The sequence below is a fragment of the Stenotrophomonas sepilia genome, from assembly GCF_003244875.1.
In the GTDB taxonomy this organism is placed as follows: Bacteria; Pseudomonadota; Gammaproteobacteria; order Xanthomonadales; family Xanthomonadaceae; genus Stenotrophomonas; species Stenotrophomonas sepilia.
Map to the genome: position 1 here is coordinate 21,398 of NZ_LXXZ01000063.1, position 21,584 is coordinate 42,981.

General features: G+C 67.5%; 18 protein-coding genes. 8 read left to right on the forward strand and 10 right to left on the reverse strand.

What is annotated here, in order from left to right; translation table 11 throughout:
• Window positions 1–10: 10 nt before the first annotated feature.
• From A7X97_RS12875 to A7X97_RS12895, 5 genes are all read right to left on the reverse strand, one after another.
• Complete coding sequence (locus tag A7X97_RS12875; RefSeq protein WP_072167500.1) at window positions 11–1,369, reverse strand: type II and III secretion system protein family protein; 1,359 nt, start codon at window positions 1,367–1,369, stop codon at window positions 11–13.
• An 18-nt stretch (window positions 1,370–1,387) separates the two neighbouring features.
• Complete coding sequence (cpaB, locus tag A7X97_RS12880; RefSeq protein WP_061479833.1) at window positions 1,388–2,425, reverse strand: Flp pilus assembly protein CpaB; 1,038 nt, start codon at window positions 2,423–2,425, stop codon at window positions 1,388–1,390.
• A 25-nt stretch (window positions 2,426–2,450) separates the two neighbouring features.
• Window positions 2,451–2,927: a TadE/TadG family type IV pilus assembly protein gene (locus A7X97_RS12885; RefSeq protein ID WP_072167502.1), complete on the reverse strand. Its 477-nt coding sequence runs from the start codon at window positions 2,925–2,927 to the stop codon at window positions 2,451–2,453.
• Window positions 2,924–3,469: an A24 family peptidase gene (locus A7X97_RS12890; protein WP_072167503.1), complete on the reverse strand. Its 546-nt coding sequence runs from the start codon at window positions 3,467–3,469 to the stop codon at window positions 2,924–2,926. Before A7X97_RS12890 ends, A7X97_RS12885 begins: the two co-directional genes overlap by 4 nt.
• Window positions 3,470–3,558: 89 nt before the next feature.
• Window positions 3,559–3,747, reverse strand: coding sequence for a Flp family type IVb pilin (locus A7X97_RS12895; RefSeq protein WP_005416979.1), 189 nt, complete (start codon window positions 3,745–3,747; stop codon window positions 3,559–3,561).
• Window positions 3,748–4,440: 693 nt separating this feature from the next.
• On the opposite strand from A7X97_RS12895, the gene A7X97_RS12900 reads away from it, so the two are divergent.
• The 4 genes from A7X97_RS12900 to A7X97_RS12915 all read left to right on the forward strand — a co-directional run bounded on the left by A7X97_RS12900 (window position 4,441) and on the right by A7X97_RS12915 (window position 12,594).
• A complete protein-coding gene (locus A7X97_RS12900) occupies window positions 4,441–5,421 on the forward strand; it encodes an AraC family transcriptional regulator (protein WP_111008019.1) in 981 nt (326 codons plus the stop codon).
• Between the two features lie 235 nt (window positions 5,422–5,656).
• On the forward strand, window positions 5,657–11,284 hold the full coding sequence (locus A7X97_RS12905) for an ESPR-type extended signal peptide-containing protein (protein WP_111008020.1): 5,628 nt from the start codon (window positions 5,657–5,659) through the stop codon (window positions 11,282–11,284).
• 61 nt (window positions 11,285–11,345) lie between these two features.
• Window positions 11,346–12,182, forward strand: a complete 837-nt coding sequence (locus A7X97_RS12910) for an OmpA family protein (RefSeq protein WP_072167506.1) — start codon at window positions 11,346–11,348, stop codon at window positions 12,180–12,182.
• Window positions 12,183–12,330: 148 nt separating this feature from the next.
• Window positions 12,331–12,594: a DUF6959 family protein gene (locus A7X97_RS12915; protein WP_231352155.1), complete on the forward strand. Its 264-nt coding sequence runs from the start codon at window positions 12,331–12,333 to the stop codon at window positions 12,592–12,594.
• Between the two features lie 80 nt (window positions 12,595–12,674).
• On the opposite strand, the gene A7X97_RS12920 is transcribed toward A7X97_RS12915, so the two are convergent.
• Entirely contained in the window at window positions 12,675–13,502 is an 828-nt protein-coding gene (locus tag A7X97_RS12920; RefSeq protein WP_088497878.1) for a class I SAM-dependent methyltransferase, read from the reverse strand.
• Between the two features lie 63 nt (window positions 13,503–13,565).
• Between A7X97_RS12920 and A7X97_RS12925 the strand changes: the two genes are divergently transcribed.
• Window positions 13,566–13,970, forward strand: coding sequence for a MerR family transcriptional regulator (locus A7X97_RS12925; protein ID WP_088497877.1), 405 nt, complete (start codon window positions 13,566–13,568; stop codon window positions 13,968–13,970).
• 30 nt (window positions 13,971–14,000) lie between these two features.
• Here the strand turns inward: A7X97_RS12925 and A7X97_RS12930 are convergent, their stop codons facing one another.
• From A7X97_RS12930 to A7X97_RS12940, 3 genes are all read right to left on the reverse strand, one after another.
• Window positions 14,001–14,717, reverse strand: coding sequence for an MgtC/SapB family protein (locus A7X97_RS12930; protein WP_111008021.1), 717 nt, complete (start codon window positions 14,715–14,717; stop codon window positions 14,001–14,003).
• A gap of 101 nt (window positions 14,718–14,818) precedes the next feature.
• Window positions 14,819–16,591: a chloride channel protein gene (locus A7X97_RS12935; protein ID WP_245885010.1), complete on the reverse strand. Its 1,773-nt coding sequence runs from the start codon at window positions 16,589–16,591 to the stop codon at window positions 14,819–14,821.
• Window positions 16,592–16,653: 62 nt separating this feature from the next.
• A complete protein-coding gene (locus tag A7X97_RS12940; protein WP_088497875.1) occupies window positions 16,654–18,735 on the reverse strand; it encodes a TonB-dependent receptor family protein in 2,082 nt (693 codons plus the stop codon).
• Between the two features lie 131 nt (window positions 18,736–18,866).
• On the opposite strand from A7X97_RS12940, the gene A7X97_RS12945 reads away from it, so the two are divergent.
• Window positions 18,867–19,787, forward strand: a complete 921-nt coding sequence (locus tag A7X97_RS12945) for a M14 family metallopeptidase (protein ID WP_088497874.1) — start codon at window positions 18,867–18,869, stop codon at window positions 19,785–19,787.
• Between the two features lie 101 nt (window positions 19,788–19,888).
• Here the strand turns inward: A7X97_RS12945 and A7X97_RS12950 are convergent, their stop codons facing one another.
• Window positions 19,889–20,740 (reverse strand): LysR family transcriptional regulator, encoded by an 852-nt coding sequence (locus tag A7X97_RS12950; RefSeq protein WP_088497873.1) that lies wholly within the window; start codon window positions 20,738–20,740, stop codon window positions 19,889–19,891.
• A 160-nt stretch (window positions 20,741–20,900) separates the two neighbouring features.
• Between A7X97_RS12950 and A7X97_RS12955 the strand changes: the two genes are divergently transcribed.
• Both A7X97_RS12955 and A7X97_RS12960 read left to right on the forward strand, forming a co-directional pair.
• Window positions 20,901–21,254, forward strand: a complete 354-nt coding sequence (locus tag A7X97_RS12955) for an SMR family transporter (protein WP_088497872.1) — start codon at window positions 20,901–20,903, stop codon at window positions 21,252–21,254.
• Entirely contained in the window at window positions 21,254–21,577 is a 324-nt protein-coding gene (locus A7X97_RS12960; RefSeq protein ID WP_072167515.1) for a DMT family transporter, read from the forward strand. The genes A7X97_RS12955 and A7X97_RS12960 overlap by 1 nt, the downstream gene beginning before the upstream one ends.
• Window positions 21,578–21,584 lie beyond the last annotated feature (7 nt).

The following is a 21,584-nucleotide window of genomic DNA, read 5'->3' on the forward strand; positions in this document are numbered from 1 at the left end:
GTCATGGAAGTCAGCGCGAGAAGCCGGGCACCGGGTCCTGGCTGACCGGCCCCAGCAACCACGACCCCCATTCGGGAAGATGCGGCTTGGCTTCGCGCTCGCCAGGCAGCGGCAGTTCGGTGTTGCGTGCCAGCGGCTGCACCAGACGCGGGGTGACGATGATCACCAGCTCCTTGTCCTGGCGCTTGTAGTCGAAGTTGCGGAAGAACGAACCAATGATCGGCAGGTCGCCCAACAGTGGAATCTTGTTGACGTTGGAGACGATGTTGGAGCTGACCAGGCCACCGATGACGAAGCTCTCGCCATCACCCAGCTCGACCGTGGTATCGGCGCGACGAGTGGTGATCGAGGGAATCTGCACGTTGTTGAGCACGATCGCGTTGCTGTAGTCCAGGTCGCTCGCCTCCGGCGCGACCTTCAGCGCGATCCGGTTCGGCGCCAGTACCGTTGGGGTCACGGTCAAGCCGATGCCGAAGGGCTTGTAGGTGATGGTGGTGGTGCCAAGCCCCTGCGGCTCCAGGATCGGCAGCTCGCCACCGGCCAGGAAGCTGGCGCTCTGGCCGGACAGTGCCACCAGCGTCGGCTCGGCCAGCACGCGCGCCATGCCATTGCTCTGCAGCAGTTCGACATCGGCGTTCCACAGTCCCTTGGTCGAGCCGAACACCAGCCGGAACGCCGAGGAAATCGGCGACACGGCCTCGTTGCTGCTGTTGCCCTCCTTCATGCCGGGCAGCAGGCCGGTATTGCCGGGCAGGCCAGTGCCGGGCCGCGCGAAGCCATAGGCGAAGCCGCCGTTACGGTTCTGGAAGTTGATGCCGATCTGCTTCATCGCGGTCTTGTTGAACTCGACCACCTTGACCTCGACCTGGACCACGCCCCCACTGTTGATGGTGGACGCATCGGCAAGCACCCCGTCCTTGCCCAGCGCCATGGCCGCAGTGCGCTGTTCCTGCATGTGCGTGAGCATGCTGTCGGTGCTTCCCTGCAGGAGGCCCTGCTGGTCCTGCTGGGTGAACACCAGCCCGGTACCGCCGGTGCTGGCGGCGCCCTGTACGGCGCTCTGCACCCGTACCGTCAACCGCTGTGGCTCGGCCTGTCTGCGGTGCCACAGCAGCAGGGTGGTGGTGCCAGGCGTCTTGCCGACCAGCAGCGCCTGGCGCTGCCCGCGCAGCATCACGATGTCGGCTACACCCGGGTCGGCAATGGCCACCCGCTCCAGGTCGGCCGGCAGGTTCCAGGGACGCTGCTCGCGCGCCTGCAGCACCAGGTCATCGGCGGCCACGCTCGCTGCCGGCGCCAGCAGCACCAGCAGCAGGGCCAGCCAGCGCTGGCGGAGGGAGAGGCGTGGACGGCGGCGACGTTCGGTCATGGATGCACTCGATGCAGGTCAAAGGGAGGCACGGGATGCGGAACTGTCGCCGCGGATGATCTCGATCCCCGACGCGCGCGGTGCACTGCGACGTGACGCCGGCGCGCGCGCCGGTGCATCCGGGGTGCTGCGTGGCGGTGCACTGCCACGTCCGGCCAGCGCGTCGCTGTCGATACCGGCAAAGGCGTGGTTCTCCGGCCGCTGTAGGGCGAGCTGCTGTTCGGCGTCGAGCCCACGCAGCGGGTCGATCACTCCGCGCGATTGCGGGAACAACGCCAGGTCGGGCAGGCCGGTATCGGCGGGATTGCGCAGGGCCAGGAAAAGTTTGCCCTGCTGCGCACCCAGCAGCAGCCGGTTGGCGTCGGCCACCGGTACCGCAAGCACCGCGCTGCGTGCGGGTTGCGGCGCTTCATTGCTGCTGCTCTGCGTGCTGCCACTTCCGGTGATGTCGGCAGCGCGCGGGTCGTTGCGGGTGTCGGCCTCGCTGTCGGAAGTAGTCTCTGTGGCCAGCGGCACGATGTCCTGCTGGCCGTAGCTCAGAACGCGCAGGCGCGACAGCAGCAGGCGCGTCTGCGCCGCTTCGCCAGGGCTGTTGATGTTGGGCTGGGCGTTGCGCAGGTTGAGGAAGACGTCGACGAAATCACCGGGAAGGATGCGGTTGCCGGCACCGACCAGTTCGTCCACGGGTACGGCCAGGGCACGCTCGCCCGGCCGCAGCTGCAGCGAGAAGCCCTGAGCCAATGCGCTGCCGTTGATCACACTGCCTTCGGCAATGTCCTGCACCGGCACCTTGCCGGTCACGGCGGCAATGCTGGTAGCGGCGCCGGGGACGGGTGCGGTGCGCTGGGCCAGGCGCAGGCCGTTGGCGCTGATCGGCTCGCCCGCAGGCAGGCGTGCCACGGCTTCGACCACGGTGATCGCCTGGGTCTCGTTGTGAGCGACCGGCGCGACCGTTGCAGGTGCGGCGGGTTTGCGCCCGATCATGAAGGCGATCAGCGCCAGCAGCACGGCCAGGCCGATCAGGGCGACGGCAGCGATGCGGGTCAACTTGAGCATGGAACCATCTCCAAAGTACCGATCATCAATTGCCGCTGCCGAGATCGAGCTGCGCGACCGCGACGCTGCGGATGGGGGCCTGCATCACCCACTTGTAGAGCGTGGCGGTGCCGGGCAGGAAGGGATGGCTGGCGTAGTCGTAGCTGACCGTCACGGTCATGCACTGGGCCGTGGCCAGACCGGCGCAGGGTGCCTGTGCCGACACCACGATGGCGTTGCTGCCCCCCGCGCTGCAGTCCACGTTCTGCCTGGAAAACTGCAGCAACCATTGCATCGAGGTGCGTGCGGCGACGCAGGCGGCGGTGCGTCGTTCGCTGGCGGTGCCGTAGCGCAGCGAGGCACGCGCGCCTTCGGCCGATGCGGTGGCCAGGGTCTGTTGCGCCGCCATGATCATCACCCCGGAGAAGGTGAACAGCAGCAGCGGCAACAGGCCGAGCATCAGCATCAGGGCGAACTCGATGCTGGCGACACCGCGTTGCAGGCGTGGGCTGCGGATGTTCATGGTGCACCTCCGTAGATGCTGGCCAGCACCCAGCCGATGGCGGCCAGTGCCAGGTAGGCTGCATAGGGAATGCCACGTCGTCCCTGGCGGGCGGCCTGCATGTCACGCAGCACCGGATGCGCTTGCCACTGCGTGCTGGTGCGATTGACCTGCATCTGCAGGTGACCGGGCAGCAGCACGCCCAGGCGGCGACCGGCCAGCACCAGTACGGCATGCAACCCAGCCGCGAGGCTTGCCACCAGCCAGACCGGCAGCAGCGCCTGCCAGCCCAGCATCAGGCCCAGCACGGCAAAGAACTTCACGTCCCCGGCGCCCATCAAGCGCAGGGCATGGAACGGCAGCAGCGCCAACAGGCCGATCGCCGCGCCGGCAAGGTGGGGCAGCCACGGCTGGCGCGGCGCACTGAACTGGCCGACCACGATCACCGCAGTGGCGATCACGCATGCGGCGACCAGCCAGTTGTTGGGCACTCGACGGGCATACAGATCACTGATCGCGATCCGCAGGCACACGCCGATGGCCAACAATCCCAGCACTGTCATCGCACACTCCATCGTCCGTCACTGGACGGTCTTCGCCTGGTTCCATGCGCCCCGCCGTCGCGGCTCTGCCGGCCGCGCGCGGTCGCCGCTCAGGTCGTCGAGCCCGAAGCCTTGGTGGCCAGTGCGGAGAGGTTCTTGAACAGCGTTTCGAAGAACCCCTTGATCTGGTCGTTGCCGACCGCAATCAGGACGCCAGCTATCACGGCAGCCAGCAGCCCGTACTCGAGCGCGGTGACGCCGTCTTCTTCCTTCAGGAATTTGCGGATCGATGCGTTCATGACCAATGTCTCCCTCTACCTGTCTGCGGATGCAGTACACCTGCGTTGGGCGGTGGCCCGGCTCCGCCGGGATCGTCCGTGGGCCTCCGCGCGTCCTGGCGGAGGAGGCACGGCGGGATAGGCCCGCTGTGCTCAAGCAGGGTGATCATTTCCAGGCGGGACATCGGCCGCACGGTCGCGACCGGACGGCCCGGGGCCGGTGGTCGAGGCATCCAATGATGCGTGCGTGGTCATGCTGTCCCCCTGGGTGCGGCCAGATCAGATGGCTCGATCACCGTAATGTCGACTTTGCCTGAATGGCGGTTGGCTGCAACCGGAACCTATATGCAAATTCGGCAGAAACCCCGGAATCCTGAAAATTTCAGATGGTTTTTGTGACGAAAATCCGTTCGCAGGCAAAACGATTCATTGTCGTGCAGATAATGTGATTCGCCTTGTGGTTCCATGCGAAAACCGTGCCACCTGCTCAGACATTTTCTTCACTTGTGTATCCCGTTTCATCATTCAGCGCCGCGGGTTTACCTTTGCCGATTATTGGGCATACTCGTATTCAAGCTCTTGCATTGATTTGTACGATCGCATCGACGCCGGCGCTGTCGGCGTGGCAACGGAAATGGATTCTGGATCGTTGCGCGCCCTGTCAGGCAGTGGGGGCCGCAGCGGATGGCGGATCAACGGGGGGACAACACTGTCATGGTCGATGGTGGGGTAGAGGACAGCGACGACAGCGGCCTTCGGTCGATAGACCTGGCCACGCTGAGCGGCGTGCTTCGCGTCTGCGATGTCGAACTGCTGCTGCTGGATGGCAACGGGCCACGGGCGGCGTTCGCTTCGCGCGTGCACGAGGAAGCCCTGTTCTGCAGCATCAGCTGCGGCTTCCATTGCCGTGGCCGTTTCATGCTGCCGCCGGACTGGGTGATGCTGGGGTACCTGCACGCCACCGATGAAACGATGAGCTGGTGCCACGGCGTGCGGCTCTCGCCGGGCATGGCGCTGACGATCATGCCGGAGGGCATCAGTGAGTTCACCCTGAGCCCGGGCACGCACATGACCCTGATGCTGGTGCCGGTGGCCCGCGTCCAGCGCAAGCTGACCGAACTGAGCCTGCGCAGCACGCCACCTGCTGGCCAGGCACTTTCGCTGTTCAACCTGGCCAGCGATGCCACGCCGCTGGCACGCCATTACCAGCAGCTGCACCTGCAGCTGGGGCAGGGTGCAGGCCTGCAGCCGGATGAGACCGAGAACCTGCTGCATGAGCATGTGCAGGCCCTGCTGGGCGCCGGTGCGGCGGATCGCCCGGGCTGCACCCGTGCGCGGCGCACGCATTATCTGATCGCGCAGCGTGCAGAGAACTTCATGCGGCTCAACCTGCGTCGCAATATCTACATGACCGAGATCTGCGATGCCGCCGGCGTCAGCGAGCGCGGCCTGCGCTATGCGTTCGAGGACCTGTTTGGAACCTCGCCGAACCGCTACCTCTCCATGCTGCGCCTGTGCGCGGCCTGCCGCAGCCTGTCGATGGCGGACTCCAGCCGTCGCTCGGTGAAAGCGATCGCCCTGAGCTGCGGGCTGTGGGACCTGTCGCGCTTCGCCGACAATTACCGCAAGGTATTCGGCGAACTGCCGCGCGACACCCTGATGCGCGCACCCGCGCAGATCGGCCAACCGGCCTGATCCAGGCCCGGCAAGGGTTTTTGCGGAGTTTATGCCGGAATTGCGTATCCGCTTGCCGAACGTGTTGCCGCTTATGCATAGCCGGCTGCCGATTCCGGCCGTGGATTTGCCGGAATGCGCGATTGCCGTGCCGGATTGAAGTGCACCGCCCTTGTTGCAACCGCTGAAATGTCAGTCACGTGCCTAGCGGCAAGTCCACTGACATTCCAGTTGTTCGCCTACGGGGGAAATGCTCATGAACCGCATCTACCGGCGTGTATGGAACCGCCAGCTCAATGCTCTGGTTGTGGCCTCGGAACTGGCCACCGGCGACAGCGGCGGCAGCGCCGCACGCGATCCGCGCGCCTTCCTGCTGATGCCCACGGCCCTGGCCCTGGCACTGCTGTGTGCGCTGGCCAGCGGCCATGCAGGGGCCTCGGAAACCAATCAATCGCTGCGTGACCTGCAAGCACTCGCGGCAAAGTATGCGCAGCCGATGCCGGTCAAGGTTGACGCGGAAGTGGCCCTGGCTGCCGCCGCGCGACAGGCGCAGAACAGCCCCGCGCTCAGCGCGGATGCTCGTCTGGGCCTGCAGTTGAACACCACGTCGCTGCCGGTGGTACGTGACGTGTTGCCGGCCACCGTGCAGGTGAAGCTGGCAGCGAACACCGTGCCGAAACAGGTGGCCGTGCCGGCACTGGCGGCTGATGTCCGCGCCAATGTTGGCGTGGGCAACGCTGCAGCCAGGGCGGCACAGGTGGATGCATCGCTGGCTGCGCACGTTGCGCCCGGCGCGCAGGCGCCGCTGGGCGTTGCTGCCAATGCGCGCGCCAGGGCCAAGGTCGGCATCGCTGGCCGCCAGGTCGCTGCGATCGATACGGGTGCCCAAGCGGCCGCCGGCCTCAGCGGTGCAGCCGCCGGATCACTGCCTGGGCTGAAAGCCACCGTCGACGGCAAGGCCGACACGCATCTGGCGGTCGCTGGCCATCACATCGAGGGGCATGGCCAGGCCCGGGCGACGACGGCAGTCACGCTGCCGGCCAAGGAAGAACTGCCGGGTGAAACCCATGATCGTGCCATCAGTGCCGCGTTCGATGCCGGCCTCGCTGGCAAGGTGCGCGTGCAGGCGCCAGACGGCCAGGAGGTAGTGGCCGATCGCAATCTGAAGCTGGCCGGACAGGCGACGGTGGCCGCACAGCACAGCGCGCTGGGCGTCGGCAACCTGGTCGGTGGTGCGGTGGGTGCTGTCGGCGGGACGCTTCACGGTGCCGCGGGCGCAGTTGGTAGCGCGGTGGGTGGCGCGCTGAACGGTACTGTCGGTACCGTTGGCGGCGCACTGAACGGCACCGTCGGCCAGGTCGGCGGCGCACTTGGTGGCACGCTCAACAACACGGTGGGCGCAGTCGGTGGCGCAGTTGGCGGTGCTCTGAACGGCACTGTCGGTACCGTTGGAAGTGCAGTGGGCGGCGCACTGAACGGCACCGTCGGCCAGATCGGCAGCGCAGTGGGCGGCACGCTCAATAACACGGTAGGCGCAGTCGGTGGCGCGCTGAACGGTACTGTCGGTACCGTCGGCAGTGCGGTGGGTGGTGCTCTGAACGGCACCGTCGGCCAGGTCGGCGGCGCACTTGGCGGCACGCTCAACAACACGGTAGGCGCGGTCGGTGGCGCAGTTGGCGGTGCACTGAACGGCACTGTCGGTACCGTTGGAAATGCAGTGGGCGGCGCACTGAACGGCACCGTCGGCCAGGTCGGCAGCGCAGTGGGCGGCACGCTCAACAACACGGTAGGCGCGGTCGGTGGCGCAGTTGGCGGTGCTCTGAACGGCACTGTCGGTACCGTTGGAAGCGCAGTGGGCGGCGCACTGAACGGCACCGTCGGCCAGGTCGGCAGCGCAGTGGGCGGCACGCTCAACAACACGGTAGGCGCGGTCGGTGGAGCAGTTGGCGGTGCTCTGAACGGTACTGTCGGTACCGTTGGAAGTGCAGTGGGCGGCGCACTGAACGGCACCGTCGGCCAGGTCGGCGGCGCACTTGGCGGCACACTCAACAACACGGTAGGCGCGGTCGGTGGCGCAGTTGGCGGTGCTCTGAACGGCACTGTCGGTACCGTTGGAAGCGCAGTGGGCGGCGCACTGAACGGCACCGTCGGCCAGGTCGGCAGCGCAGTGGGCGGCACGCTCACCAACACGGTCGGCACGGTCGGCGGCGCCGTGGGCGGCATTCTCAACGGCACCACCGGCAGCACCGCCGGCGACCTGGGCGGTGTGCTGGGCAGCACGCTGGGCAGTGTCGGAAGCGCGGTGGGCAACCTGCTCAACGGCAATCTCAATGGCACCGTCGGCAACCTGGGCAGCGCCGTGGGGGGCCTGGTGGGAGGCACGCTGGGCAGCCTCGGCCTGACCCAACCCTCGGCGATTCCGCCAACCAGTCCGAAGGCGCCCGCGCCGGCCGACCCGAATGCTGGTCTGATCATCGGCACCGGTGGCCTGGTCGGCAATGTCGGCCAGCTGATCGGGCCGACCACCACCAGCCTGTTCGGCGGCAACGGCTACCTGAGCAACGGCAATCTCAAGCTCAGCAACGCCAACGTCATGCAGACCTATTCGACGGTCAATGTGCTGGGCCTGCCGGTGGTCAACCTGTCGCCGGTCGGCAGCACGCTCAACGGCCTGGGCGGCGCAGCCACGGGCGGCAGCTCGCACCTGACCCTGATCGGTGGCGTGACCTCCGACAGTTACATCTACAACATCAACAACGGCAATCCCGGTGGCCTGCTGGGCCTCCTTCTGCCAACCGACTCGCCGGCGTGGGCGGCCAAGTGCCTGGACATCGCGCTGGCCGATATTTCCTGCTGGGCGGTCAACGCGGCACAGGACTACCAGGTGTTGATGGGCGATGGCGCCTTCGCCAACGGGTCCAAGGAAGTGGTGATCGGTGCCAACGCACGCCATGAACTGCCGAAGGTCGATGCCAATGTCGCCTTCCCCGGCGATGGCGTGAACGATCCCAGCAATCCGACCGGCGTGCCGACGGCCGACTATGCCGCCCGCATGGGCCACTCGGTCGTCGTCGGTGACAGTGCCGTGGGCACCGCCAACGGACAGACCCTGCTGGGTGCCGAAGCCACTTCAAACCAGGCCAACTCGGTCGCGCTGGGTTACCGCTCCGCTGCACTGCGCGGCGCGCAGGCCAGCTACAGCGCCTACGGCCTCACCGCACCCCAGGTCTCGGCCGGCGAAGTGTCGGTGGGCACGGCCGGTGGTGGCGAGCGCCAGATCACCAACCTTGCCGCGGGCAGCGCCAATACCGATGCTGTCAACGTGGCCCAGCTGAAGGGCGCCATCAGTCTGATCGACGATGTGGCCTCCGCAGCGGTCACCTATGACCTGGACGGCTCGGGCAACCCGAACTATCGCCGGGTCACGCTCGGCGCAGGCACCGGCACCACCACCATCGGCAATCTTGCCGCTGGCGCGGTCACCGCCGGCAGCCTGGAGGCGGTCAACGGTGGCCAGCTGGCGGCGACCAACAGTGCCATCGCCAGCTTCTTCGGTGGTCGTGCGGCTTTCGATCCGGCCAGCGGCATCTTTACTGCACCGTTGTTCGAGATCAGCACGATCTCCACTGGCGGTGCCATCGCCAAGGGCCTGTATGAGAATGCCACCGATGCCTTCGCCGCGGTCGATGGCTCGCTGGTCAACCTCAACACGCAGATCACCGACATCCGCAACGGTGGCACCAAGTACCTGCGGGTGAACTCGACCGGCACTGAGGCGGTGGCCAGCGGCGCCGACTCGATCGCGGTGGGTACCAATGCCCGCGCCACTGCCGCCAACAGCATCGCGGTCGGCGCCGGCAGCCTGGCCGACCGTGCCAACAGTGTCTCCATCGGTGCGGCCGGTGCCGAGCGCCAGGTCACCAACATGGCCGCCGGCACGGCGGCGACCGATGCGGTCAACGTGGGCCAGCTGCAGGCCTCGGAGCAGGGCGCCCTGCGCTATGACCTCAACGGCGACGGCAGCGTCAACTACGCCAGCGCCACGTTGGGCCAGACCGGCACGGCAACCACGCTGCGCAACCTTGGCCCGGGCCAGGTCAGTGCCACCAGCAGTGAGGCCATCAATGGTGCCCAGCTGTTTGCCGCCAACCAGGCGGTGGCCACCCATCTGGGCGGTGGTGCCGCGGTCGATGCCAACGGCGTACTGACCGCACCGACCTACTCGATCAACAACGTCGCCGCCAACGGCACGATCACCAAGGGCAACTACAACGACGTCGGTACCGCCTTCGATGCCGTCAGCAACTCGCTGGCCAACGTCGCGGACCAGACCGGCGAGATCGACAAGCTGGCCGTGAAGTACGACGTCGATGGCAGTGGCAACGTGCTCAACAGCGTGACGCTGACGGGTACCGGCACCGGCGCGGTGAAGATCACCAACGTCGCCGCCGGCAGCATCCTGGCCGGCAGCAGTGATGCCATCACCGGCGACCAGCTGTTCAGCACGAACAGCACCATCGCCACCTACTTCGGTGGCACCACCGCCTACAACGGCACCACCAACGTGTGGACCGCGCCGACGTTCAGCATCTCCAGCATCGCCACCGATGGCACCTTCACCAGCGGCGATTACAACAACGTCACCGCCGCCTTCACCGCTGTCGACGGCTCGCTGAAGGTCCTCAACCAGCGCATCACCAATGGCGGTGGTGGCAGTGCGTACCTGGCGGTCAACTCAACGGCGGCCGCAGCCACTGCAGCCGGTGCGGAAGCCGTGGCGGTCGGTCCGCAGGCCAGTGCCGCCGGTGCCAACAGCGTGGCGGTCGGCAACGGTGCCAGCAGCAGTGCCGGTAACAGCGTGGCGCTGGGCGCCGGTTCGGTCGCCAGCGTCGGTGCACAGAGCGGCTACACCGGCGCCTACGGGCAGACCGGTGCCAGCAACTCGGCCGGTGAGGTCTCGGTCGGCAGCACCGGCAGCGAACGCAAGATCACCCACGTTGCCGACGGCTCGGACACCTACGACGCGACCAATGTCGGCCAACTCAAGAACGGCGTGAACTACGCCATCGACGAGTCGAAGAAGTACACCGACCAGAAGATCCAGAACATCACCAACGTGGCGGGCAGCTTCCGCGCCAACAACACCAACAACCTGGCCGATCCGTCCGCCAGCGGCGCCAACTCGGCCGCCGGTGGTGCAGGCTCCACTGCCGCCGGTGCCAACTCGACCGCGCTGGGCAATGGTTCGCAGGCGCAGGCCGACAACTCGGTGGCATTGGGTGCGGGTTCGGTGGCGAACCGGGCCAACACGGTCTCTGTCGGTGCCGCCGGTGCCGAACGCCAGGTGGTCAACGTGGCAGACGGCTCGCAGGCCACCGATGCGGTCAACGTGCGCCAGCTGCAGGCTTCGCAGCAGGGCACGATCCGCTACGACACCACGGTGAACGGCGCGACCAACTACAACAGTGTCACCCTGGGCAGCACCAGCAGCGGCCCGACTACGGTGCGCAACGTCGCCGCCGGTACTACTGGCACCGATGCCGTCAACGTCGACCAGCTGAAGTCGGGCATGGCGCAGACCCTGGACTGGTCCAAGGCCTACACCGACGAGCGCATGGGCGGCTTCGAGCGCGACCTGCGCAAGACCGACAATCGTGCTTCGGCCGGTATCGCGTCGGCGATGGCCACCGCAGCGCTGCCGCAGCCGAGCGAGGCGGGCCGCAGCATGGCCTCGATCGCGGCTGGCAGCTACAACGGCGAATCGGGCGTGGCGGTCGGTATCTCCGGTGTCTCCGAAGGCGGCCGCTGGATCTACAAGTTCAGCGGTTCGACCAACAGCCGTGGCGAGGCCGGTGTGGCCGTCGGTGCCGGCATCCAGTGGTAATCCCCGCCGCCGGGCCGCACCCGCGGCCCGGCATCGCGGAAACGTCTACAGGGGGAACGACATGAAACAGCATCGCATCGCCCGCGCCGGCCAATGTGCCGCCACGCTTGGCCTGATCCTGGGGATGGGCCTGCTGGCCGCCTGCCGCAGCCATGCGCCGGCCGCCGACGGTCCTGCCGACGCCACCGCCGTGCACTTCCCGGAGGCCTCCAAGGCCTCGCTGAAGGAAGGCATCTATCCCGACGTCGCCGACCTGCGCCGCTTCGCGCCGGGCATGAGCAAGCGGCAGCTGTACACGCTGCTGGGCACGCCGCACTTCAATGAGGGTATGTGGGGCGTGCGCGAGTGGAACTACCTGTTCAATTTCCGCACCGCGCAGGGCGCGGAATACTTCACCTGCCAGTTCCAGGTGCGCTTCGACAGCAAGGGCATCGCGCAGGGCGGGTATTGGAAGCCGGAGTCGTGCGCGGCCGTGCTCGAACCACCGCGGCCACCGGCGCCGCTGGCACCGGCACCGCTGCCGGAGCAGCCCCTGCGGCTGTCGGCCGACGCGCTGTTCGGATTCGACAGCGCGGTACTCAGCGCCGAAGGCCAGCAGGCGGTGCAGGGCATCCTGGCGCAGGTACGCGAGGCCGCGCAGGTGCAGTCGATCAAGGTAACCGGCTACACCGACCGCATTGGCAGCGCCAGCTACAACCAGGCGCTGTCGCAGCGCCGCGCCGACGCCGTGCGCAACGCGCTGGTGCAGGGGGGCGTGCCTGCAGCCAGCATCAGTGCCGAGGGACGCGGCGCGGCCGAGCCGATCGTGCAGTGCGAGCAGCGCAACCGGCGCGAGCTGATTGCCTGCCTGGCACCGAACCGGCGCGTGCAGATCGCCGGGATGGCACAGCCACATTGACCTTCCTGCGCCGGGGCGGTGCCCCGGCATTCCGAGTCCCCCCTGACCGCCGGCAGGCGTGGCAACGTCTCCCCCGTCGTCCACGCCTGCCTGCGGCTCAGGTTTTCAAACGGTGCACGCGATGAATGCCCAATTCCTGCCACTCTCCATGAAGACGGAAGCTACGCTCAGCGTGTACGGCCAGCTCGGCAATCATGCCGTGGTGCGCATCCCCGGGCGGCGCCTGCCGGGCCTGATCCTGCAGGCCGACACCGTGGCCGGATTCCTGGCCCAGTTGCAGGAAGCCCAGGCCTGCCTGCGCAGCGGTCGCGCACAGCGCGCCGACGCCGAGCTGGACATGCTGATCGACGTGCTGCAGCAGTGGTACGCCCTGATCGAATCGCGCCTGGCCGACGCCGGCGAGGCCCTCTAGCAAAAAAGGGGACGGAGGGGATTAAGTCGTTTCCGGCACAGCCGGGGCATATGCGACTTAATCCCCTCCGTCCCCTTTTTTCAAGCGCGGGCGCGGATCAACCAAGAGGCGGCATCCACACGAACGCGGTCACCTTCGATGAACGGCGCGAATGCGGCCAATGCTTTTCCGCGAAGCATTGTGGCGCGGGCTTCCGGCATCGATCGCAGGGCCAGTCCCAACGGTCCCAGGTGGCCGACATAGGTCGGCAGGTCTTCGCGGGCGAGCGAACAGGGCAGGTCCACCGCAACCACTTCCACGTCATTCCAGCCGGCGGCCTGCAACAGGCGCTGCACGCGCTCGCCATCGGCAAAAGCGAACTGTCCCGGTGCGCCGGGTACGCGGGGCGGGAGATCCAGTACATCGCCGATCGCGCGCTCGGCCGTGGTCATGAATGGATTTTCGTCGGCACTGCGCCAGGCGATGAAGCGCAGCCCAGCGCCGGGTGTCGTGGCACGATGCAGGTTGGCGAACGCGGCCTGGCTGTCCTCGAAGAACATGACGCCCAGCCGCGACTGGATCCAGTCGAAGTGCGCGGGCGGCAGCGGATGGCGCTGCGCGTCTGCCACGATCAAGTCCGCGTCCAGTCCCGCAGCCTCGGCGCGCTGGCGGGCCAGCGCCAGCATCGGCGCGGAGATGTCCAGGCCGGTGCAATGTGCCCCGGGGCGCGCTGCGGCCGCGGCCAGCAGGCTGGCGCCGGTGCCGCAGCCGATGTCGAGCAGTTCGGTAACGGTCTCAGGAAGTTCGGTGACCAGCAGGTCGGCCATCGGCTGGAACAGGCCGTCAAGAACGGCCTGCTGCGCAACCCACGCCTGGCCGCCAGGGCCGTTCCACAGGGCGTACTGATCAATGGGAGATGTGCTGGCCATGGCCTTGCCTCGACGGGTAGTTGCCCATAGCTTGGTGCTTGAAGGTCACTTGAGGTCAAGCCCGTGCGTGAACTGGATATCGGCGAGGTGGTCAAGCGCAGTGGCGTGCCGGCCTCGACCTTGCGCTACTACGAACAGCTGGGGTTGTTGCATGCGCTGGGGCGCCGCGGCCTGCGCCGGCAGTACGACAAGCGGGTGCTGGAACGGCTGGCCTTGATCGGCCTTGGCCAGGCGGCCGGCCTTTCGCTGCAGCAGATTGGTGCATCACTGCCGTCGCAGCATGGACGCATCTCACTGGACCGCGAGGCACTGCTGGCGCAGGCCGACGTGCTGCAGCGGCAGATCACCCGGTTGCAGCGGGTGCGCCGTCAGCTGCAACGCGCGGCGGCATGCCCGCTGGCGGAGGATGCCCGGTCGTGCAGTTCGTTCCGGAAACTGTTGCGCGCGCAGCAGCGGACGAGGGGATGAGAGAAGAGCCTCCACGCCCCGCGTGGATCATCAATCGCGGGTGCTGACTTCCCAGGTGGCATGCAGCACGCCCGGCACCTGCTCCATCCGTGCCAGCACCACGTCCAGTTCATCGGCACTCACGGCCGTACTGACCAGCACTGCGATCACATCGGTAGGCGCGTCGGCATGCTCGACCACCTGCACATCGCCCACCGGATACTGCGCCGCTTCCAGCGCATCGACCAGGCGCTCGCGCACCCGCGGCACGGCGTCGGCATCCACGCTCAGGCGCACCTCGTAGGTGGCTTCGGTCGCTGCCTCGTTGATCGGAATGCGGTTGATGGCATTCACCAACGGCCGCAGCAGGGTGTTGCCGGCGATGATCAGCACGGTCAGCAGCACGCCCTCGGCCAGCATGTCCGCGCCGGTGCAGCTGCCGACCGCTGCAGAGCACCACAGGGTGGCGGCGGTGTTCAGGCCACGCACGTTCATGCCTTCCTTCATGATCACGCCGGCGCCGAGGAAGCCGACACCGGAGACCACGTAGGAGATCACCCGCACCGCCTCGGCACTGCCGGCGATGCGCATGCCGAGGTCGACGAAGACGGCGGCACCGACTGCCACCAGCACGTTGGTGCGCAGGCCGGCGGTGCGTTGCCGGTACTGGCGCTCGGCACCGATCAACGTACCCAGCACGAAGGCGGCCAGCAGGCTGACCACGGTGTCGGCGAAAGGACCGGCCTGGAAGGTCTCAATGAAGCGCATGGCCGGAGTCTACCCGGTCGAAGTGACAGTAGATCCACGCCATGCGTGGATACCCGGAAGTGCCAGAAACGACTTAATCCCCTCCGTCCCCTTTTTCGGGGTCAGTCGGTGTCGTCGACGCGCTCGCCCATCAGTTCGCGCTGGCGCTTGTCCAGTTCCTCGGCATAGCGCTTGCGTACGAAGGCTTCGGACACCACGCCCAGCACCTGGCCGTCGGCGCCGACCACGGCCAGTTCATCGGCCTGGGTCTGGTCGAAGCGCTGCATCACGCTGACCACGTCCGCGGACGGCGACAGCGAGATGTCACGGTTCTCGGCAAGCTCACCGATCGCGGTCTCCGGCTTCACGCCATCGCCGTACACGCGTGGGATCTGCACGATGCCCGCGTAGTGGCCTTCGCTGTCGATCAGGATCACGCGGCTGCCCGAGCCCAACGGGAAGCGCTGGCGGAAGGCGGCGGCGTCGAGGTCAGCGGGAGCCGTGGAAACCCCTTTGCGCATCATCCGGCCGGCATTGAGGTTGTGCACCCAGCCGACGTCGCGCGCGCTCCTGATGGTTTCGCCACGCAGGTGCATGCGCCAGGTCGAGAACGAATAGCCGAACCACTGCCGCACCAGCGTGCTGGACACCAGCACTGCACTCATCACCGCGCTGGTCAGCAGGAAATCGTGGGTGCCCTCCAGCACCAGCATGGCCATGGTCATTGGCGCACCGACCACGGCAGCGGCCAATGCGGCCATGCCGGCCAGCGCCGCAGAGGTGGCGTCGACCACGGGCACGCCAGTGGCCATGCCGAGCAGGCCCGCGAACAGCGCGCCGACCAGGGTGCCCATGAACAGCGAGGCAAAGAACAGGCCGCCGCGGAAGCCGAAGCCCAGCGAGATGCCCGAGGCCAGGCATTTCAGGGTCAGCAGGCCGCCGATCCAGATCAGCGGCAGATGCGTGGTCAGGTCAAGATGCAGCGCGCCGTGGCCTGACGACAGCACCTGTGGGCTTGCCATGGCCAGCGGGATCAGCAGCAGGCCGCCCACCACCGGCCGACCCCAGGCAGGCAGCGGGCTGCGCTTGACCGTGCCCTCGATCGAGGCGATGAGCCGCATGATGACAATGCCGACCATCGCGCAGCAGCAGCCGAGCAGGCCGTAGATGGCGTAGTCGGCGGCGCGCACGTCGATGGTCGAGGCGGCGGGCAGCAGGTAGGCCTCGATGCCGGCCTGGTCGGCCACAAACGCGCCGGCCAGCGCGGCGACCGCCACCGGGGCCAGTGCGGCCGGCGTGTAGGCGCCGATGACGATCTCGAAGGCATAGAACGCACCGGCCAGCGGCGCACCGAAGGCGGCGGCAATGGCACCGGCGGCACCGGCGCCGACCAGGATGCGCACGTCGTTGCGGCGCAGGCGCATCACCCGGCCCAGCTGCGAGCCAGTGCCGGCCCCCATCTGCGTATACGAAGCTTCCAGCCCGACCGAGGCGCCGCAACCATTGGACAGCAGGGTCTGGGTCAGCACGATCAGGTTGTCGCGCATCGACATGCGGCCGCCGTGCAGGGCATTGGCTTCCACCGCATCGAGCAGGGGCCGCTTGAGTCGCGTTGCCGCCAAACTGACCAGGCCCACCAGCAGGCCACCCAGCGGCAGCACCAGCAGCGCGGTCCAGGTCATCGAGGGCAGGGAGCTCAGGCGCATCCCTTCATCCAGCCCGTACAGCGTGCCCTGCAGCCAGCGTGCGATGCCGGACTGCAGCAGGGTCAGGTAGCCGGCAAGCAGGCCGACCAGCAGGGCAAGTGCGATGAACCACAGGTCGCTGCCGCGCAGCCGCAGGCGCAGGCCCTGGAAGGCCGAATGCAGGCGCGATGGCGAAACAGGCAGTGACATGGTGGCGGCATGATACGCCGCCACCGTGATCGCCACCGTCACTGCATCGGGCGGCTACCGCTTCAGAAGCGGTAGCGACCCTGCACGTAGAAGGTGCGCGGTGCGGCCACCATGCGGCCGGCGTTGCCATCGACGTTGCGGGTGTACCAGCGCGTGTCGGCCAGGTTGTTCACGCCCAGCGCGATCTCGCTGTCACCCAGGCCCGGCACCTGCCAGGCCACCTGCGCATTCCACAGGCGCACGCCCGGCACGCGGCCCACGCGCGCATCGGCGGTTTCTTCCCAGGTGTTGGCGGCATCGGAGAACTGGCCGCTCTGGTGGGTGCTGGAGACATTGAAGGTCCAGCCGGCCAGCGCGTAGCGGGCGCCGACGCTGTCGGTGTCGCGCGAGTAGAACGGCACGTCCAGGCCACGGTTGTCACCGGACTGCTGGACCGCCTTGGTCCAGGTGTAGTTGGCGTACAGCTCCAACCCGGCCAGCGCACTGTCCTCGGCGAAGTGGTACTCCACCGCGCTCTCCACGCCCTTGTGGTCGGTGGCGCCGATGTTCTGGAAGGTCGGCGGGGTGATGCCCGGCACCTGCAGGATCTGGTTGTCGAAGCGCATCTTGAACACGGTCACTTCCGCGCGCAGGGCGCCGTCCTGCCAGCGCGCGCCCAGCTCGGTGGTCCTGGCGATTTCCGGGTTCAGCGGGTTGCTGGCCGTCTGCGAATTGAGCTGGATGTTCTGCACCGGCCCGAACGAGGTGGTGTAGTTGCCGAACACGGTCAGCTGCGGAGTCAGCAGATAAGCGATGTTGAGCGAGGGCAGAGCCTTGTCGTTGCGGCTGCTGAAGGTCGCCGCGCCACCGGCCTGGCGGCGGTCCATGTCGATCCACTCCATGCGCACGCCCGGGGTGATCCGCCACTGGCCGATCGCGATGCGGTCGTCGATGTAGAACGCGTGGGCGTCTGTGGCGTTGTCGAAGCGGTTGGTGGCGCCGGCCACGCCGGTGCGGCGGGTGACGGTGTAGCTGCGGTCGTTGCCACGTTCGCGCAGGAAACGGTAGCCGGCGGTGATGTCGTGAACGCTTGCACCCCAATGCAGGCGCTGGGTGTAGCGCGGCTCGATGCCGAGCACGCGGTAGTCGCGCGGCTGCACGGTCAACTGGGTGTTGGCGGCGTTGATCAGCGAGCTGGCACGGGTACTCTCGTTGTAATAAGCCAGCACCTCGAACTCGCTGTTGGCCGACAGCGTGTTGGTGTAGCCCAGGTCGATGCCGGTGCGATGGCCCTTCCAGAAATCGGTGGGGCGGGTGTTCTGGAACGGGTCGGCCTCGTACTGGGCGCGAGTCAGGCCGCCCGGGGTCAGCGAGCGCACATCGTAGTAGGACAGCTTGGCGCGCAGTTCCTGTTGTTCGTCGATGGCATAGGCGAACTTCAGCGCCAGGTCGTTGAAGCGGTCATCGCTGCCCTGGCGCCAGCCGCGGCCGTCCTGGCCGGAGTACAGCAGGGCCGCGCCCAGGCCATTGTCGCCGGTGCCGCCGAGGAAGGCGTTGTACTGGGTGCTGTCGCCGCCGCCGTGGTCGTAGGCGGTGTAGCGCACACCGGCTTCGCCATGCAGGCCGGTGCCGGTGGGAATGGCACGGGTACTGAAGTTGATGATGCCGCCCACGTTCTGCGGGCCGTAGCGTACCGCGCCGCCACCACGCACCACGTCGATCGATTCGATGTTCGACAGGCTGGTCGGCGCGAACGACAGCTGCGGCTGCCCATACGGCGCTACGGCCAGCGGCACGCCGTCCAGCAGTACCGTCGAACGCGGCGAGTAGCGGCCGGTCAGGCCACGAACGCCGATGTTCAGCGACACGGAACTGCCGGCGGTGCCGGAGTTTTCGGTGACCTGCACGCCGGGGATGCGGCGCATGGCATCGCCGATGCTGGCCGCGCCGCTGGCCTCGATGCGCTGGCGGTCGACCACCGTGCGTGCGCCGGCAAAGCGCTTGACGCTGTCATGCAGGCCGGTGCCGAGCCAGCTGCCCGAGACCTGGATGCTGTCCAGCGTAGTGGCGCTGTCCTGGGCAAAGGCGCGGGTGGCCGGAAGCAGGCACAGGGCGAGGGCGGCGGCCAGGGGCAGGCGGGCCGGTTGCAGGGCGTGGATGGCCATCGGTAGAGGTTGTGGAAGGTCGCAAATGAGAATTATTGCTGATTCCATTCGCTATTGGAATGCGCCCCCGGTTCATGCCCGTGCCCCGGTGATAGAGTGGGCGATTGTTTCCTGACTCGCTGAGATCCGCCATGTCCCAAGCCGCCTTCTACCCCGTCGGAACCCCTGGCCAACCGTGGGGAGCGGCGGAACGGGAGCTGTGGCGTGGCCGCCAGCAGCGCCTGCGTCGGTATGACAAGGAGGTGCTGCCGCGCATCGAGTCGCTCGCATCGCGCTTCGACAAGGTGGCCTATGGTCAGCTCGACTACGCCGGCGAGAGCTATACCCTGTTTGCCCTGCGCAGCCGCGACTGGAACCCGGCGCTGCCGGCCGCACTGGTCACCGGTGGCGTGCACGGCTACGAGACCAGCGGCGTGATGGGCGCGCTGGAATTCCTCGAGAAGCACGCCGCCGACTATGCCGGCAAGGCCAACCTGCTGGTTGCGCCGTGCGTGAACCCGTGGGGTTTCGAGCGCATCAACCGCTGGAACTTCGATGCGATCGACCCGAACCGCAACTTCCGCGCCGATGGCCCGGCGCGTGAATCAACGGCAGTGATCGAGCTGATCGCGCCGTACGAGGGCCAGTTCGTGCTGCACATCGACCTGCACGAGACCACCGACAGCGACGAGAGCGAGTTCCGCCCAGCGCTGGCCGCACGTGACGGCAAGCCGTTCGAGCCGGGCCTGATCCCCGATGGCTTCTACCTGGTGGATGACAGCGAGAACCCGCAGCCGGCCTTCCAGCAGGCGGTGATCGCTGCGGTGGAAAAGGTGACCCACATCGCCCCGGCCGACGACAAGGGCGAGATCATCGGCTCGCCGGTGGTGGCCCACGGCGTGATCGAGTATCCGCTGGTGAAGCTCGGACTGTGCGCGGGCATCACCGGTGCGAAGTTCACTACCACCACCGAGGTCTACCCGGACAGCCCCCGGGCGACCCCGCAGCAGTGCAACGACGCGCAGGTGGCCGCGGTGTGCGCGGCGCTGGATTACGCGCTCGCCCATCGTTGACCGGTAGTGCCGGCCGCTGGCCGGCAACTGAAAAAGGGGACGGAGGGGATCAAGTCGTTTGTGGCACAAACGACTTGATCCCCTCCGTCCCCTTTTTTGTGTCATCCCAACGCGTCGGCCCACCACAGTGCGGCCGGTCCCGGCGGCGCGTCGCGGCGCCAAAGCAGGTCGCTGTGGATGCGTCGTGGCCAGCCGGGCAGCGTCAGTTCCACCAGCTGCCCGCGGTCGTAGCGCTGTACCAGCGCGCGTGGCAGCTCGGCCCAGCCGATGCCGTCCTCGGCCATCTCCATCACCATCAGGTAGTCGGTGGCGGTCCACGCCAGCCCGGTAACCGCCCGCGCATGGTCGACCTCCGCGCTCAATCGCACCTGCCGGTACCGTGCCAGCTGGGAAGCTGCGCGACGGCCGGCGTCGGCCAGCGCATGGTCGCGCGCCACATACACCGACAGCTCGCTGTGATGGGCCAATGGCCGTGCCACCAGACCATCCGGATAGGTTTCCTGGCGCGGCAGCAGGCCCAGCGCGGCGCGGCCGCTGCCGACCAGCTCCAGCACGTCATCGCCTTCGGCATCCAGCCATTCCAGTTCGATCTCCGGGAATGCTTCGGCAAAGCGCTGCAGCACGCGCTGCTCCGGATCGAGCTGGTACACGTCGGAAAACACCACGGTCAGCCGCGCTTCGACCGGCGCGGCCAGGCGCACACTCAACTGCTGCAGGCGGGCATCGGCGGCGAGGATTTCATGGGCATGGCCAAGCACCTGGCGCCCGGCCTCGGTCAACCGGGGGTAGCGCCCGCTGCGGTCGAACAGGCTCACCCCGAGGTCGGCCTCCAGATGGGCAATGGCGGTACTGACCGTTGACTGCGTCTTGCGCAGGCGGCGCGCCGCCGCCGAGAACGAGCCCAGCGCGGCGGCTTCCACGAAGGCCTGCAGGGATTCGGGGGAATAGGGCATTGAACCATCGCTCCTGTCGATGGAATCCATTTTGATACCACCGTAAAAGGCGATGATACTGGCCGCCGTCGCCCTTGTCTGCGGGGCGTTCCGGACCGTCCACGCATGCCGTGGACCCATTGAAGAGGCGGCGCGGTCCCCGCCCTGCAAGGAGCTTCACATGTCCCGTACTGTTGCCGCCCGTGGCGCGCTCGCCGCCTGGGCCTGCCTGACCGTGGCGATCGTCGCCGAAGTGGTCGGCACCTCGTTCATGGCCCATGCCGCCCGCGATGGCGGCTGGACCGGCTACCTGATCATGGCCGGCGCGCTGGCGCTGTCCTACTTCTTCCTGGCGCAGTCGGTGCGCCGCATCGCCGTGGGCGTGGCCTACGCGGTGTGGGAAGGCCTCGGCCTGACCCTGCTGACCGTGGTCGGCCTCACCGTGTTCGGCGAGAGCCTGTCGCTGCAGCAGCTGGCCGGCCTGATGCTGGCCGTGGCCGGCATCGTCTGCGTCACCCTCGGGGAGGCGCACTGATGAATACCCTGGCCCTGTTTTTCGTGATCTGCTCGGCGTTGATCGACGTCGCCGCCAACATGATGGTGGCCAAGTCGGAAGGTTTCCGTCGTTGGCGCTGGGGCGTCGGTGCGATCGTCCTGGTCTGGATCGCCTTCGCCCTGCTGGGCCAGGCCGTACGCTACATGGATCTGGCCACGGCCTATGCGATGTGGGGGGCGATCGGCGTGATCGGCACCGCCAGCTGCGGCCGCCTGTTGTTCGGTAACCGCCTGCGGCCGATCGGCTGGATTGGCATCGCCCTGGTCACGGCGGCGGTACTGCTGCTCAGCACCGCCAAGTAGCAGCACG

Excerpts from the sequence above, each read along its gene's own strand:
- A7X97_RS12875 (WP_072167500.1), bottom strand. The coding sequence starts at position 1,369 with ATGACCGAACGTCGCCGCCGTCCACGCCTCTCCCTCCGCCAGCGCTGG.
- cpaB (WP_061479833.1), bottom strand. The coding sequence starts at position 2,425 with ATGCTCAAGTTGACCCGCATCGCTGCCGTCGCCCTGATCGGCCTGGCC.
- A7X97_RS12885 (WP_072167502.1), bottom strand. The coding sequence starts at position 2,927 with ATGAACATCCGCAGCCCACGCCTGCAACGCGGTGTCGCCAGCATCGAG.
- A7X97_RS12890 (WP_072167503.1), bottom strand. The coding sequence starts at position 3,469 with ATGACAGTGCTGGGATTGTTGGCCATCGGCGTGTGCCTGCGGATCGCG.
- A7X97_RS12895 (WP_005416979.1), bottom strand. The coding sequence starts at position 3,747 with ATGAACGCATCGATCCGCAAATTCCTGAAGGAAGAAGACGGCGTCACC.
- A7X97_RS12900 (WP_111008019.1), top strand. The coding sequence starts at position 4,441 with ATGGTCGATGGTGGGGTAGAGGACAGCGACGACAGCGGCCTTCGGTCG.
- A7X97_RS12905 (WP_111008020.1), top strand. The coding sequence starts at position 5,657 with ATGAACCGCATCTACCGGCGTGTATGGAACCGCCAGCTCAATGCTCTG.
- A7X97_RS12910 (WP_072167506.1), top strand. The coding sequence starts at position 11,346 with ATGAAACAGCATCGCATCGCCCGCGCCGGCCAATGTGCCGCCACGCTT.
- A7X97_RS12915 (WP_231352155.1), top strand. The coding sequence starts at position 12,331 with ATGAAGACGGAAGCTACGCTCAGCGTGTACGGCCAGCTCGGCAATCAT.
- A7X97_RS12920 (WP_088497878.1), bottom strand. The coding sequence starts at position 13,502 with ATGGCCAGCACATCTCCCATTGATCAGTACGCCCTGTGGAACGGCCCT.
- A7X97_RS12930 (WP_111008021.1), bottom strand. The coding sequence starts at position 14,717 with ATGCGCTTCATTGAGACCTTCCAGGCCGGTCCTTTCGCCGACACCGTG.
- A7X97_RS12935 (WP_245885010.1), bottom strand. The coding sequence starts at position 16,591 with ATGTCACTGCCTGTTTCGCCATCGCGCCTGCATTCGGCCTTCCAGGGC.
- A7X97_RS12940 (WP_088497875.1), bottom strand. The coding sequence starts at position 18,735 with ATGGCCATCCACGCCCTGCAACCGGCCCGCCTGCCCCTGGCCGCCGCC.
- A7X97_RS12945 (WP_088497874.1), top strand. The coding sequence starts at position 18,867 with ATGTCCCAAGCCGCCTTCTACCCCGTCGGAACCCCTGGCCAACCGTGG.
- A7X97_RS12950 (WP_088497873.1), bottom strand. The coding sequence starts at position 20,740 with ATGCCCTATTCCCCCGAATCCCTGCAGGCCTTCGTGGAAGCCGCCGCG.
- A7X97_RS12955 (WP_088497872.1), top strand. The coding sequence starts at position 20,901 with ATGTCCCGTACTGTTGCCGCCCGTGGCGCGCTCGCCGCCTGGGCCTGC.
- A7X97_RS12960 (WP_072167515.1), top strand. The coding sequence starts at position 21,254 with ATGAATACCCTGGCCCTGTTTTTCGTGATCTGCTCGGCGTTGATCGAC.